General features: G+C 49.6%; 12 protein-coding genes. 7 read left to right on the top strand and 5 right to left on the bottom strand.

Annotated elements, in window-relative coordinates:
• The first annotated feature begins 19 nt into the window (after positions 1-19).
• The 7 genes from BQ2633_RS07520 (at position 20) to ahpF (ending at position 9,899) form a co-directional block, all read left to right on the top strand.
• Positions 20-1,603, top strand: a complete 1,584-nt coding sequence (locus tag BQ2633_RS07520) for a RagB/SusD family nutrient uptake outer membrane protein (protein ID WP_075566169.1) — start codon at positions 20-22, stop codon at positions 1,601-1,603.
• A gap of 26 nt (positions 1,604-1,629) precedes the next feature.
• Positions 1,630-2,526 carry a zinc-binding metallopeptidase gene (locus BQ2633_RS07515; protein ID WP_075566167.1) on the top strand — a complete coding sequence of 299 codons (897 nt, stop codon included), beginning with the start codon at positions 1,630-1,632 and terminating at the stop codon, positions 2,524-2,526.
• A gap of 8 nt (positions 2,527-2,534) precedes the next feature.
• Positions 2,535-3,854, top strand: coding sequence for a DUF4302 domain-containing protein (locus BQ2633_RS07510; RefSeq protein ID WP_075566166.1), 1,320 nt, complete (start codon positions 2,535-2,537; stop codon positions 3,852-3,854).
• A 73-nt stretch (positions 3,855-3,927) separates the two neighbouring features.
• The gene (locus BQ2633_RS07505; protein WP_075566164.1) at positions 3,928-4,989 is read left to right on the top strand and encodes a BACON domain-containing protein; all 1,062 of its coding nucleotides are present in this window, start codon (positions 3,928-3,930) and stop codon (positions 4,987-4,989) included.
• Positions 4,990-5,305: 316 nt separating this feature from the next.
• Complete coding sequence (metG, locus tag BQ2633_RS07500; protein WP_075566163.1) at positions 5,306-7,348, top strand: methionine--tRNA ligase; 2,043 nt, start codon at positions 5,306-5,308, stop codon at positions 7,346-7,348.
• Positions 7,349-7,649: 301 nt separating this feature from the next.
• Positions 7,650-8,216 carry an alkyl hydroperoxide reductase subunit C gene (gene ahpC, locus BQ2633_RS07495; RefSeq protein ID WP_075566162.1) on the top strand — a complete coding sequence of 189 codons (567 nt, stop codon included), beginning with the start codon at positions 7,650-7,652 and terminating at the stop codon, positions 8,214-8,216.
• Positions 8,217-8,342: 126 nt separating this feature from the next.
• Positions 8,343-9,899 carry an alkyl hydroperoxide reductase subunit F gene (gene ahpF / locus BQ2633_RS07490; protein WP_075566161.1) on the top strand — a complete coding sequence of 519 codons (1,557 nt, stop codon included), beginning with the start codon at positions 8,343-8,345 and terminating at the stop codon, positions 9,897-9,899.
• 148 nt (positions 9,900-10,047) lie between these two features.
• Here the strand turns inward: ahpF and BQ2633_RS07485 are convergent, their stop codons facing one another.
• The 5 genes from BQ2633_RS07485 to BQ2633_RS07465 form a co-directional block, all read right to left on the bottom strand.
• The gene (locus tag BQ2633_RS07485; protein ID WP_075566160.1) at positions 10,048-10,947 is read right to left on the bottom strand and encodes a leucine-rich repeat domain-containing protein; all 900 of its coding nucleotides are present in this window, start codon (positions 10,945-10,947) and stop codon (positions 10,048-10,050) included.
• Positions 10,948-11,049: 102 nt separating this feature from the next.
• A complete protein-coding gene (locus tag BQ2633_RS07480; RefSeq protein WP_346048392.1) occupies positions 11,050-11,997 on the bottom strand; it encodes a hypothetical protein in 948 nt (315 codons plus the stop codon).
• 47 nt (positions 11,998-12,044) lie between these two features.
• Positions 12,045-13,265: a fibronectin type III domain-containing protein gene (locus BQ2633_RS07475; RefSeq protein WP_075566159.1), complete on the bottom strand. Its 1,221-nt coding sequence runs from the start codon at positions 13,263-13,265 to the stop codon at positions 12,045-12,047.
• 117 nt (positions 13,266-13,382) lie between these two features.
• Positions 13,383-14,552 carry a DUF4856 domain-containing protein gene (locus BQ2633_RS07470; protein WP_075566157.1) on the bottom strand — a complete coding sequence of 390 codons (1,170 nt, stop codon included), beginning with the start codon at positions 14,550-14,552 and terminating at the stop codon, positions 13,383-13,385.
• A gap of 48 nt (positions 14,553-14,600) precedes the next feature.
• Positions 14,601-15,224 (bottom strand): hypothetical protein, encoded by a 624-nt coding sequence (locus BQ2633_RS07465; protein ID WP_075566155.1) that lies wholly within the window; start codon positions 15,222-15,224, stop codon positions 14,601-14,603.
• Between the last annotated feature and the right edge of the window lie 174 nt (positions 15,225-15,398).

The raw sequence follows: 15,398 nt of genomic DNA, 5'->3' as shown, positions 1-15,398 counted from the left end.
GCTATAATCGCTACTTCCAATGAAGAAGATTAAACTCAGCATATTTCTCCTTGCAGCAGTCAGTCTGATGACTGCGTGCAACGACTTCCTCAACAAGTATCCCGACAATCGCATGGAGTTGCGCACTCCATCTGATGTGAGCAAGCTCGTGGCCTCAGCCTATCCCGATGCTTATCCTGCTTACTTGCTCGAGATGTATTCGGACAATACCGATGAGCAAGTCCACGAAACATGGTCGTCACTCGATCGTTTCCAAGACCAAGCCTACGCTTGGGCAGACATCACTGAAACTGGGGTGCCCGATGTGCCCCAAAAACTATGGAACGCGAGCTACACCGCTATTGCGACTGCCAATGCCGCTATTGAGTTCATCGAGAAGCAATCGAACCAAGATGCTTACGAAGGACAACTCGGCGAAGCTAAGATTTGCCGCGCTTATGCCATGTTCCAACTTGCCAATGTGTTCTGCCGTGCTTACAACCCTAACACCGCAGACAAGGAATTGGGACTTCCTTATCCTTACACCGTAGAGAATGACCCTCGCACGAAATACCAACGTGGCACCTTGGCACAACTCTACAGCAACATCGAGAAGGATTTGACCGAAGGTTTGGCTTTGATCGCCAACAACAACTACGCTCAACCTAAATTCCACTTCACCCCTGCAGCTGCCAACGCTTTTGCAGCGCGCTTCTACCTCTATGCTCGCCAATATGAAAAGGCGATTGCTCACGCTGACGCAGTGTTGGGCGCTGATGCCACAGGTATGCTCCGCGACTGGGAGCAATGGCGCAAGTTGGGTGCCAACGACCAAGTGCAACCCAACGACTACATCAAGAGCAACAAAAACACCAACCTGCTTTTGCTCACGGGCATGAGCATGTGGGGCTATGTTTCTCGTCCTGTAGGCATCGGTAGCAAATACGCTCATGGCAAACTCCTCTCTTCTTCTGAGACCCTCGAATCAAGAGGTCCTTGGGGAGAAGGTGGCACTGTCTTGAACTACATGGTGACTAGCGGAAGCAATGTGTCTAAAGTGGCTTTGGGCAAAATTCCCTTGAAGCTCGACCAATACGACCCACAAGCTAAGACCGGTGTGCCTTATGCAGAATTCTCAGCTTTCAATGCCGACGAAACCCTTCTCGTTCGCGCAGAAGCTAAGGCCATGTTGGGACGCTATGATGCAGCCGTGGCAGACCTCAACACCTTGCTCAAGGTGTTCATCCGCAGCGAAGCGAAGTCTACCGAAGCCACTCGCACCCTCACCCTCAGCGGCATCCAGTCTTTCTACAATGCTTTGCGCTACTACACTCCTTCACAACCTACCGTGAAGAAGCAGCTACACACGGATTTCACCATCGAAGCCACAACGCAAGAACCTCTCTTGCAGTGCATCCTCCACCTCCGTCGTTTGATCACCATCCACGAAGGTCTCCGCATGCAAGACGTGAAGCGCTATGGCATGACTATCTATCGCCGCCGCGTGAGTATTGAAAATCGCGTCATCGAAGTGACCGACAGCATGAAGCTCAACGATCCACGCCAGGCAATTCAGTTGCCACAAGACGTCATCACCGCTGGTTTGCAAGCTAATCCACGCTGATCTATTCACCCTTCAACGACATCCACATGAAACTCTCCTATATTTACAGTAGTCTATTGGTGGCAGTACTCATTGGTGGCAGTTACACCGTGGCAGCTTGTTCCGATGACACTCCCAAAGGGAAGTCCATCTTCCCCAACACCGCAGTAGAGCGCAATGCTTTCGACAAGTGGTTGGTGCAAAACTACGCCAATCCCTATAACATCGAATATACTTATCGATTGCGCGATATCGACACGGAGACCAACTACAACGTGACTCCTGCCGATAGCGCCAAAGCTACGAAGCTCGCCATCATCTTCAAATATCTCTGGCTCGATGCTTATGCAGAAGTGGCAGGAGCAGACTTTGTCAAAGCCAACGCTCCCCGCTCCATCATCGCCATCGGTTCACCAGGTATCAACGCACAAGGTCTGCAAACTGCAGCAAGTGCGGAAGGTGGTTACACCGTGCGCGTCTATCGTGTGAATGACTTGGATCAAACCATCTTGGCAGATCAAGACCAACTCACCGAATACTACTTCCACACCATTCACCACGAGTTTACCCACATTCTCAACCAAAAGAAGCCTTATCCTGTGGCATACGATCAAATCAGCAAGGCGGACTATTTGGGCTCGGAATGGATTCGCAAAAATGAAATAGATGCGTTGCGCGCTGGCTTCATCAGCCCTTACTCCATGGAGAATGGAGGCGAAGACATCGCTGAATTGCAGTCTTATTACATCACCACCACTCCTCAGAAGTGGGAAGAAAAGCTCAATAAGGCAGGCAAGGCAGGACGCACCACCATCGAAAATAAACTCGAAATCCTCCGCAGTTATCTCAAAAACTCTTGGAACATCGATCTCGATCAACTTCGTGATGCCGTGTTGCGCCGCACGCACCAAGTGCCAACTCTCGATTTGAACCACCTCAACTAATTTGCCACATGCGAAAATATCTCTCTTCTCTGCTTTTGCTTTGTGCTACGCTCACGTGGCAATCGTGCTTACACGAAAACACCACGGTCTTTGAGCAGCCCGCACTCGAACGCCTTGAGGCAGCCGCTCAGCAGACTCAGCAAATTCTCGAATCTTCTCCCAATGGTTGGTTGCTGCGCTACTATGCAGGTCAAAGCTACAGTGGTCCTGCCTACAGCGTGCTCATGAAGTTTGACAATGGCAAAGCCACCGTAGTCAGCGACTACGACCAAGATAAGACCACCACTGCCCCTTACTCTATCGCCAAAGACCAGGGCGTTGTCCTGTCTTTCGACAGCTACAACGAAGCGATGCACATCTTCGCTCGCGTTTGGGAAGGTAGCGGTGCGCGCGGCATCGAGGGTGACTACGAGTTCTTGGTGCTTTCTACCTCCAACGACACCATTCGTTTGCGCGGTAAGAAGTGGAAGAACGACATGGAGCTCATCCGTATGCCCGAGAAAACGAATTGGACTTCTTATCTCACCAGTATCTACAACCTCAAGGAGCAGCTCACCACTCAATTCTTCGCCCTCCAACTGGGCAAAGACACTTTGACACAAGCTACGCTCAATCCGTTGCTTCACCGTCTGTCGTTCACCGTCGACAACTACACCTATGACGCACCTTTCACTTTTGCTCCCAACAGCATTGATCTCCTGCGCCCCATCACCTTGAATGGCAAGACCTACTCTTCGTTCACTTGGCAAAAGGATACACAGTCTTTCGTCAATGGCGAACTTAGCCTAGGTTTGATCATCCCCAAGAGCTATCGCAAGCGCGATGAATGGATTGGCGACTGGCGCCTCAACTGTAACGCCTTCAGCTTGAGCAAAGCGGTCAATACTCGTCGTTACCCTGTAGTGCTCCACATCCTCAAGTATAGCGAGCGCCAGCCCGACTTGTTCGAAGCCAACCTCTCCTTCAATGGTCAGACTTATGGTCCGCTCAACTTGATTTACGATCCCGCAGTAGGTACGATTAAGTTCCCCGGAGGACAGATTCTCGCCGATAAATCCGGCACTTATCCTGGTGGTATCCTCCTCACCCCTGGTATTGTCAAGACCGGAACGCTGGTGCAAGAACCCGAAATCGGAGTAACACTCAAGTGGAATCCAGAACAAAACAAAGCTGATGTGGAATATGACCAAACCACACAAGGCACTCTTGACGCCTTCATGGGTATTGGTATCAACTACCAACAAGAACCAATGTTGGACGAAAAGGGTAATCCTGTGGTGCCCATCCTCATCGCTAATATCCGCGATGCTTCGCCCGTCAAACGCTAATCTGCTGGCGACGCTCACTCATCGCTTTCATCCACATGAGTAGTCTCCACTACTCTCCATACATAACTTCGACATGAAACATATAAAGCTCTTCCTCTCGTGCTTTGCCCTGCTCGGACTCGCAGTGGGATGCTCCTCAGACGAGAATCTAGACACTCCTGCTCCTGCGGTGGAGGTGCTCAAAGCTGAGACCTTCTTCCCTGTGCTCGGAGGAGAAAAACAAGTCGTTGTGGCTAAATCGCCTGCTAAGGCTTATGCCCTTAACGACTGGCTCAAGGTGACCACGGAAGACAAGGTCATCAAGCTCAGCACTTCCTTCAACAGCACACCGCTCTCTCGCAACACGCTGTTGGTGCTCAAAAATCAACAAGGGGATTCTACCAACATCAACATCATGCAAGAGGGCGTGAACTTCGGACTTCCTCAAGAAGCTGCCTACTATGGTGGTGATGAATCCTACAAAACCAACATTGCCGTGACCTCTAATGTAGATGTAACCTACACTTCTACTGCCGACTGGCTCACAGTGGTGCACGAGGGCAATCAACTTAAGGTGCAAGCTACGGCCAATAAGACGCATCGTCCTCGCACTGCCTACATCAAGGCGGAAGCACTGGGATTGAGAGATTCTATCGTGTTTGTGCAAGCCTCTCTCTCTGACGTGGCGGGCAAGTACACCCAACACTCACTCCATTTGAAAGACAGCCTCATGGTCGACACTACTCACCAAGTGGAAATCGTGCCCATCTCTGCCACGAGAGCTAATTTTATCATCAACAACATCTACAAATGGGAGATTGAGTTTACTCCTGGCAAGGGCTTCACGATGTCCAACGGTAAGATTGTGCGCGAAGAGAAAGACCCCAAAACGGGAGCTACGCTCTACGTTCAGAGCATGCTTGCTGTAGACAGCTACAACGATAAGTCGCAAACCTACATCATGGGTACACGAGACTTGCTCGACCTGCGCATTGGTGCAGACGGAAAATTGGAGTTCAAGCAGCACGAAAAGTTGGACGACACCCGCAACTGGGCTTCTTATCTTTTCGCACGCTTCAACACGAAGACGCCCGACCGCGGTTCATTTAGCGGCATCGTCACCGAGTTTATCAAGCCTCGTTTGGTGCGCAAGTAAGCGCCACACAGACTTCATCTTAGGATTCTCCGACATCATAGTTGGAGAATCCTTTTTACTTCAGTGTCCCATCCTCAACAAGACTTTGGGACTTGTTTTTTTCCATTGGAGGTTGGACATATTTTCCGCCTGCAACTAACTACATTTCGCACCTATCCACTCATAGGATTTCCGAGAAAGCACACTTTTCAGGAGACCAAAACGGACTTTCCCACGCCCTCTCTGCTGAGAGATAAATGTTCCTACTTAATTTCTAGGGACAATCCTATTCCTATTGCCTGAGAAATGCGTAACTTTGTAGCAAATATCCTTGACAATGAATAATAAGACTTTCAATAGAACTCTCGTCACTGCCGCCCTACCCTATGCCAACGGCGGTGTACACATCGGTCACTTGGCTGGTGTTTACGTTCCTTCCGACATCTATGTGCGCTATCTCCGTTTGCGCAAGCAAGAAGTCCTCTTCGTCTGTGGCTCTGACGAACATGGTGTGCCCGTGACCATCCGTGCACGCAAAGAAGGCTGCACCGTGCAGGAGGTAGTCGATCGCTATCACCAACTCATCAAACAGTCCTTTGAAGACTTCGGCATCTCATTCGACATCTACTCACGCACCACGAGCGACACCCACAAGAAAGTGGCTTCCGACTTTTTCCGCAAGCTCTATGATAAGGGTGAGTTTTTGGAACGCGAATCGGAGCAATACTACGACGAAGAAGCGAAAACCTTCCTCGCCGACCGCTACATCACGGGCGAATGCCCTCACTGCCACAATCCTCATGCCTATGGCGACCAGTGCGAAAAGTGTGGTAAAGACCTCTCTCCCACGGAGCTGATCAACCCTGAATCAAAGGTTTCTGGTTCTAAACCCGTTTTGCGCAAGACCAAACACTGGTATCTCCCTCTCGACAAACACCAAGAGTGGCTCGGACCTTGGATTGCGAGTCATCCCGAATGGCGTCCCAACGTGAGCGGACAATGCAAAAGTTGGCTCGACATGGGTTTGCAGCCTCGTGCCGTAAGTCGCGACCTCGATTGGGGTATTCCCGTTCCCGTGGAAGGTGCAGAAGGAAAAGTGCTCTATGTGTGGTTTGATGCCCCCATCGGCTACATCTCCAACACCAAAGAACTCCTCCCCGACACTTGGGAAAAATGGTGGAAATCGGAAGACACTCGCCTCCTTCACTTCATCGGCAAGGACAACATCGTGTTCCACTGCATCGTCTTTCCAGCTATGCTCAAGGCGGAAGGCTCATTCATCCTTCCCGACAACGTGCCTTCCAACGAATTTCTCAATTTGGAGGACGACAAGATTTCTACCTCTCGCAACTGGGCGGTGTGGTTGCACGAATATCTCCAAGATTTCCCTGGCAAACAAGACGTGTTGCGCTATGTGCTCACAGCAAATGCTCCTGAAACCAAGGACAACAATTTCACGTGGGCAGATTTCCAAGCGCGCAACAACAACGAACTCGTGGCGGTCTATGGCAACTTCGTAAACCGTGCACTCCAACTCACGCAGAAGTACTACGAAGGTGTCGTGCCTAGCTGCGGTGAACTCACAGAGAGCGACCTTGCTACCATCGAAGAATTCCGCGGTGTGAAGGCTGAAGTGGAGCGTCTGCTCGACACTTTCCGCTTCCGCGATGCACAAAAGGAGGCGATGAACTTGGCGCGCATTGGCAACAAATATCTTGCTGATGCCGAACCTTGGAAGGTCATCAAAACTGACCCCGAACGCGTGAAGACGATTCTCTACGTGTCGTTGCAACTTGTGGCAAACCTCGCCATTGCTTTCGAACCTTTCCTCCCCAATAGTTCTGCAAAACTCCGCGAGATGCTCGCTAATCCCGAACTCACTTGGGAACAACTCGGACAAACCGACTTGCTCGCTGCGGGCACTGTGCTCCCCAAGCCTGAATTGCTCTTTGAAAAAATCGAGGACGAAACCATCCAAGCGCAACTCGACAAACTGGCTGCCATCAAAAAACAAAATGAGCAAGATAATTATCGCGCCAACGATATCAAACCCACGATTGCTTTTGAAGACTTTGAAAAGTTGGACATCCGTGTCGGCACTGTCACCTCGTGCGAGCGCGTGCCCAAGATGAAGAAGCTCCTCCGCTTCGACATCGCAGACGGACTCGAAAATCGCGTCATCGTTTCTGGTATCGCGCAACACTACGAACCCGAGGAATTGGTGGGCAAACAAGTTTGCTTCATTGCCAACCTCGCACCTCGCACCTTCAAAAATGGACTCACCAGTGAGGGTATGATTCTCTCAGCACTCAATGCCGATGGCACTCTTGCAGTGATTTGTCCAGAGAAAAACGTACTCCCAGGTTCAGAAGTTGGCTAATCTGCATAGTTCTTATAACGCAGATAAATCACTCTTCTACAGATGCTTACGATACATCTATAGTTTTTCTCTATACCTCGATAAATCCCATCTGTTTGTTGGCTAAATTATAGTCCGTACTTTTGCATTGTCAAAAAGCAACACTCCGACCTCTTGGAGCGACTTAGCGACATCGGCCATTAGCCAACACAGACATAACTAACTATTTCTAAGGCATGAGCTCAGTTGTCCGAGATCAACACTCGACCACTGAGACTGCCTCTAAGAAATCTCGATTAAAACGAACAAAAACAAATACAATATGCAACCCATTATCAACGCACAAGCACCCGAATTCAAGATAGAAGCCTTCCACAATGGCGAGTTTAAGACCATTAGCAGCGCAGACCTCGCTGGCAAGTGGAACATTTTCTTCTTCTATCCCGCAGACTTTACCTTCGTTTGCCCCACAGAGCTCGTTGACCTCGCTGAACAATACAGCAAGCTCCAAGAGTTGGGCGTTGAAGTGTACTCAGTAAGCACTGACACTCACTTCACCCACAAGGCTTGGCACGACGCTTCTGACAGCATCAAGAAGATAAAGTATCCCATGCTCGCTGACCACACTGGCGTGATTTCTCGCGGTTTTGGTGTTCTCAACGAAGAAGATGGTTTGGCATACCGTGGTACCTTCTTGGTAAATCCCGAAGGTTTGATCAAGGTTGCTGAAATCCAAGACAACAGCATTGGTCGTAATGCAGAAGAACTCGTTCGCAAGGTAGAAGCAGCGCTCTACGTGGCTAGCCACGATGGCGAAGTTTGCCCTGCGAAGTGGAAGAAAGATGCTGAGACTCTCAAACCCAGCATCGACCTTGTAGGCAAAATCTAATATATAGAGATACATACGTTAATAGGTTTTCATTGATGGGTGTGGCATTGTTCAGGGCTTGAACTTTTTGGATGCCACACCCTTTTTCTATTTTCACCTACACATCTACCTTACACACCAGATATTATGATCGAACAAAGCCTTCTCCAGCAGGTCAAACAAGTGTTTGCCGCATTGGAATCTCAATATACCCTTCGTCTCGAAGCTGATTCTTCTCACGAGAGCTATGACGAGTTTAAGCAATTTCTCACCGATTTCGCTTCTACCTCCGATCATCTCACCCTCGAAGTTGTAGAAACTCCCGGCGCCCTCCGCATGGTGCTTGCCAAAGATGGAAAGGACACTGGCATCGTTTTCCGTTGCATCCCTGGTGGACACGAATTCACCTCTCTCCTCCTCGCGGTGTACAACGCTGACGGCAAAGGAAAGACGCTCCCCGACGAAGCCATTGCCCGTCGCATCAAAGCCCTCAAAGGTCCTATTCATCTCACCACCTACGTTTCTCTCTCTTGCACCAACTGCCCAGACGTAGTGCAAGCCCTCAATGTCATGGCTTTGCTCCACGACAACTTCACCCACGAAATTGTGGACGGTGCACTCTTCCAGGCTGAAGCTGACGCCCTCCACTTGCAAGGCGTACCAGCTGTGATGCACGAAGGCAAATTGGTGCATGGCGGTCGTGGCGAAATGGCAGGTCTCTTGGACGAACTCGAAGAAAAATTTGGCACAGAGACTGCTAATCTCGAAGCCATCCGTCGCAACTACGATGTGCTCGTTGTCGGTGGTGGTCCTGCCGGTAGTGCTGCCGCCATTTATTCCGCGCGCAAGGGATTGAATGTTGCCATCGTAGCAGAACGCATCGGTGGACAAGTCAAAGACACTGTAGGCATCGAGAATCTTATCTCTGTGCCTCAGACCACGGGTGCTGAACTTGCTGCGAATCTCGGCAAGCACATTGGTGCATACCCCATTGATGTCTTTGAGAATCGCAAGATCGAAAGCGCATCCTTGCAAAACAGCACGAAAGAAATCAGCGTAAAAGGTGGTGAAGTGTTCATTGCTCCTGCTGTCATCATCGCCACGGGTGCTGGTTGGCGCAAACTGGGTGTGGAAGGCGAAGCCGACTATCTCGGTCGCGGTGTGCACTTCTGCCCTCACTGCGATGGTCCTTTCTACAAAGGCAAGCGCGTTGCTGTAATCGGTGGTGGTAACTCTGGCATCGAAGCTGCCCTCGACTTGGCAGGCATTTGCAGCCACGTCACTGTGTTGGAATTTGCTGACAAACTCCTTGCTGACAATGTGCTCCAAGACAAAGCGCGCGCCACAGAGAACGTGGAGATTTTCACGATGTCTCAAACCACTGCTGTGCTCGGCGATGGTCAGAAAGTAACAGGTATCCGCGTGAAAGATCGCACTACTGAGGAAGAACGTGAAATCGAACTCGATGGTATCTTCGTGCAAATTGGTCTTGCTCCCAACACACAAGCCTTTGCAGAAGAACTCGAACTCTCTCCTCGTCGTGAAATCCAAGTGGATCGCACCTGCCGCACTTCAGTGCCTGGCGTATATGGTGCTGGTGACTGCACAGACGTGCCTTACAAGCAGATTGTTGTTGCCATCGGCGAAGGTGCTAAAGCAGCCCTCTCCGCATTTGACGACCGCGTGCGTGGCGTGATTGGCTAAGCCGATTTCCACAAACTCCCAAGATGTGACAAGCATCATGTCACATTCCTCCCCATAAAAGTAAACGCCATCTGGACTCTTCTGAATCCAGATGGCGTTTTTTTGTTTGTTTACTGCCACTCGCTATGAGCGAACAGCAGAGAAATGCTTAGGGAACGAGTACTTTCACGGTAGTACCGTTGGAGTAGCGCACCACATTCACGCCCTTAGTAGGAGCTGAAAGGCGGCGACCTTGGAGGTCAAAGCGTGCCACTTCCTTCACATCGTTTGAAAGCGTCACAGTCTTCACACTAGTCACGATGGCTGTTTCAGGCTTAATTTTACCTTCAAAGGCAGCTTTATAAGCCTCTAAAGCCTCAGCAGGGACGATAATCTTAGAGAGCTTGGGACACTTATTAAACAACTCAGCAGGGACATTGTTAGGAGGAGTTGTTCCTGTGAAGACCACTGTGGTGAGATTCGCGCAGTTGTCAAACACCTTATTTTCGAGATCGGACAAAGATGCAGGGAGAGTCACCTCTTTAAGGTTTGTATTTGCAAACGCATATTGGCGGATGATCTTCACCGTGTTGGGAATCACCACTTCTGTAAGACCAGAACTTTGGAAAGCATTACCAGAAATAACAGTGGTATTCTCAGGAAGAATCACTTTCTTGAGGGGCTCGCAGCGATAGAAGAGCTTCACACCGATTTCGTTGTCAGCACTGGGAGCATAGTAACGTGAGTAGAAACCAATTTTTTCATTGAAATAGTTCTTACCTGCTTCTTGTTTGATGAGTGCCTTTGAGAGATCGAGGGTAGCAGTCACGCCTTCTGATTCATAACCCTCGTAGTCGCGGCCACACATCTCACGCACAAGCTTGAGGTCTTCGCCATTAAGAGGACCTGCCACGGTGAGGTTCTTAGTCTTATAGCGATCAGCACTAGGAATCAGTGAAGAGAGTTCACCGACCTTAGTGGTGGTCACTGACTTCTGAGCGAAGGTGGCAGCAGACACCAAAGCTACGGCTGCCAAAGCACAGCCACGAAAAAGAGTAGAAATTTGCATGTAGTTGATAGTTTAGTGATAAATAAAAGTTGATATATAGGATTTTTTCAAGTGGTTGTTACGCTCATTAGCATCTATGAGGGAACACCAGCGATGAAAACTCTAACGAGTTTCAAAAGGAAGGACGAGTTTGTGCCCTTTTCCACGGAGCACCACATAGCGTTGGCGCACTTCTTCCACGATGAGCGTATGCTGTCCCTCGGTGAGTCCGCTATTGCGAAACTCATCGGGATAGCGCATGGTATAATTAAGCGTGAGATGCTCTCCCACTTTGGGATTGACGATAGCAGGGGTCACCTGAAGCGAGCGCAGAGCCGCATAAACTTGTGCATTATTGTTGAGCCACACACCCACTCCTTTGCGATGCACCACTGAGAGGGTGTTCATTTGGCGGAAGATGCTGCGAGAAGTCGTGCCGTAGATACCAGGGCGGTTGGCTTCTCCCTCACAGCGCACCACGACTTTCAGCAAAGTGGGTTTGCCCGTTGGGGGAACTATTTTCACTTGCGCCTCCCCTTCGTAGCGAGCGTCAATCTCCAAGATGTTCGTCTTTGCATTCCACTTGGTTGAAATCGCACCTTCGGGGTCTAACACTTCGAGGTCGGCAAATTCTCCACCGCCATTCACGCTGATAAACCGACTTTCATCGCGTGGAAACAGCCTTACTTCTTGATGGCTCACGCTCACTTCGCGATCCTCCACGTGGAGCGTGATGCGACGAATCTCATCGCCCGAATGAATGGTGGCGACTGTCTTTCCTGTGAGTTGACCTGTGATACGGAGCGTGTCTTCATTGATGGCGACTTTTGCCAAAGTACCGTCTGCCACATAGGCTGCATATTTGCCCGTACCACCACTGAGCAACACGATTCTTGTAGCTTGTGGAGAAACGCTCAAAGAGTCGGCATCGGTGGCTCCTACGCGGATAGGCGAAACGGGGACACTCGTGTCATCACAAGCCACAAACAACAAGAAGCAGCAGAAGATGGCGCCCCAAAGCAGGGAGAGTTTCGACAGCAAGTGCCGAGAGGGAAGAGAAAAATATCGCATTTTCTAAATGAGAATTCTGATTGGATGAAAGAATAAATCGAGGATTATTAGTCCACTTGCACCACATATTCCAGTGTCCACTCACGTTCGGGTGATTCTACCACCACAACACGCAGCACATGTTCGCCTGCAGAGGGGAAAACAAGGAAATCTCCATCGGGTTGCACAGCTTGGTCGTCAATCTCGTAAGTGATTTTTGCTGCATTTTCTGCCAAATCGCGCCAATAGAGGGGCAGACGACGAGGGCAAGTGCCATTCTCGCGGATGGTGTAGAGCTGGGGGATGCGAGTGTCATCATTGACTCCGCGGTCGAATTGCTGGGTTTTCACCGCGAGTTGCACTGTTTTCTCAGAAAGTTCCCCTCCCACTCGAGTAGCAATGGTGATGACATAGTTGGTGTTGGGCAGCAAATGCGTCAATAAGTATTGGTGTTCACTGGTGGTAGTCTTTACTTCACCATTCACACGCACTTCATATTGCGCTTTTGGTTGTTCCACAGGCAACCACGACAAAAGGATTTCGCGCTGCTGGGCTTTTGCTTTGAGATCGGTGGGAGGCAACAGGTTGTTATTCGCAGTAGGCTCGGCAATCATCACAAGACTGATGTCGTCCATTTGGATAAACCCACCGGCTGTTTGGGCTTCACCGTCATACTCTAGGTAAAATCCCACACCGGCATGGTCTGCTTGGCGAGGTGCCTCAAACACGAGTTCTCTCTTTTGCCAAGTTTCAGAGATATTCGTAGCAAGATCGGCAGCCGCCTTACGCTCATCTTTCTTCAGTTTTGCGCCACCACGCAACCAATCTATAGTGGTAACCACATTGTTTTTCATCTTTTGTCCCTTATACCAGTAGGTCAAACGATAGGTGGCTCCTCCTTTTACACGAAGATGGTAGGGATTGAAATCTGCATCTCGCGTATAAAAAGATCCACCATTCGGATAAAACGTCATAGCATACTCACCGCTATGCGCATCTTTCGTGCGTTTGGGGAAAAGTGAAGCATTGATGTACCAGAATTGTGGTTTGAGATAAGGGTCAAAATCTGCAGGAGGATTCTCCTCTTCCGAGTCATCATCGGCATCTTCGTTGTCTTTTGTCACTTCACCCGCTGTGGTTGTAGCACGAGTGGAAGCCACATTGATGGGGGTGGTTCCGTAAGCTTCAAAACCACCATTGGGCAGAATGTTTTGTCCCAACTGTGCAAAGGTTTGTAGGGAAAATCCGCAAAGGATCAGTACTAAAAGAGAATATAATCGTTGCGTCATATCAGAAAAGACGTGAGATTTTATAAATGTATATATGGGCAAGAGAGGAGATATGTGAGCGAAAATTGCAGGACACTAGCCTGCCCCCTACCGTATTGCCGGAGAGTGGACAGGCACTTACTTCAAGCCATATCGTTCCTTAATCTGTTTTGCCACTTGAAAGAGCACACCTTCTTGTGCTGTTGTGCCAAGCAGTCGTTCGCGCTCCCACATCCCTCCCTCGGCAGTGAGAGTGGCAATGAGGGCTTTCACTTCATCATAAGTGAAATAGGGCTTTCCCTCGGCATTACGGGTGAACTGCAAAGCATAGATGGCGCCAAGTGCTTGTCCTAAGAATGGCAAAGCGTGAGCAGGTTCTTCTTGCAGATTGCTCAAAGTGCGTGACCCCGTGAGCAAATGTAGAGCATTGGCAGCTGCCACCTTGGAAAGTTCAGACCGCACGATGCGCATTTGCTCCAGTGCATCGGTATATCGATATTCTGTCAAGGCTTGACGACCTAGGGCAAAGGCACGATACAGCGTGATGCGACTCTTCTTTAGGGCTGAAATCTCGGAGTTTTCCACCAAGGGCAACCAATACTGATAGTATCCCCAAGCTAAGTCCCAATGATGCTCGAGCGCTGTGTAGTTGCGACCAGGGAGGAGTTTGCCATTTTCGTGATCATTGCGAAGTTGTTCATTGAGTAGCACCGCCTCATCCAAGTGCACATTGAGGATTTGGTCGAGAAAAGCTGCACCACGCACGAGTTCTTGAAACATTTCTGCCACTACGACACCACGGTCATCGGCAAAGCACAGATTGACATCACCAATATGATAACCAACAAAGCCACCTTTGCCCTTCTCTGCACGTTGATTGCGCGTGGTGCTTGGACTTGTTGTGCCAAGTCCACTGAGTTTTCCTGTGGTCGTGAAGATTTGCTCCACATCACTCAAGACTCGCACGCTATCTGCTGCATGAAGTGCCGAACGACAAAGGATGTTTCTAGGCGACCATCCAAATTCTCCCTCGTTAAAATAGCCCTTCATACGCGTCATGTTGGCAGGGTACATGAGGTTGGCTTCCACCAAAAAACTCGAATAAACGTAGTCGAGTGGTTGTTTAACCAACTGGCACTCGAGAATGTCCACGCTACTTGTCCCATTTCTCTTAAAACTATAAGTGGGATCGGGCACAGGCGGATAGATATAGGACGTCTCTACCACTTCGTCGGAAGTCGTATCACAACTTTGCAGCGAAAAGACGCCAAGAAGTAGAAAAGGAAGAAGAGAATAGACGTTAGACATTAGAGACTAGACGTTAGAGATTAGACGTTAGAGGGTAGATAGTGGGGTTTAAGGCAAAACGATGTAGCCGCAGAAAGGATGCTTGATTTTTGCTATACCCTCATCGTTCTGGTGTTCCTGCACCTCCAAAGGACGCACGATGGTGAAGCCATCTTCAGAAACGGCAGAGATACTGGCTTTAATGGAAGATCCGAAAGGACCGACACCATTGACCAACAAATACATTGGATGGCCCGACTTTGCCAAGAAAGTCACACGGTGTTCACGACCATTGGTCAGATGTGTCTCAGCCGTAGTGTCACGTACTGAGGTGGCAATGGTGTGCAACTGCTGGTCTGCTCCAACATAGCGCACCACATAGCGACTGTTCACCTCATCTTTGCCCACTAGCGTGCCGCCGAAAGTAGTTTCTTTATAGCTACAAGTCAAGGTTACACGATAAGTACGCACATCTTCCTCAATCTTTACGCCAGGATAGACAAAAGCACTGATGGGCGCATCGGGATCGCCCAAACGAAGATTTTGGTCTTCATAAGAAATCCGTGGTCGCTCTGCTCCTTTGAAAGGAAAGAGTCGATCGTAGTCTTCCAGAGGCGCATCAAGTTCTGCTTTCTGACAACTGCCGAGGAATAGCGCGCTAAGGAGCAACAGGGGATATAGGATGTTAGACATTAGACGTTAGAGGGTCGCAGACCCTTTTTTGCTCGCCACGACAAGCGAGGCTCGATTTATAGAATTTAGAGAGGGTCACAGACCCTTTTTCGCTCGCCACAACAAGTGTGGCTCGATTTATAGAATCTAGAGAAGGAAAGCTCCTCTTTTTTGATGCAAATCGTAGGTAAATGC

Source organism: Ihuprevotella massiliensis, assembly GCA_900095835.1.
Classification (GTDB): domain Bacteria; phylum Bacteroidota; class Bacteroidia; order Bacteroidales; family Bacteroidaceae; genus Alloprevotella; species Alloprevotella massiliensis.
The sequence above is the reverse complement of the archived record's forward strand: the minus strand, read 5'-3'. Positions and strand labels throughout refer to the sequence as shown.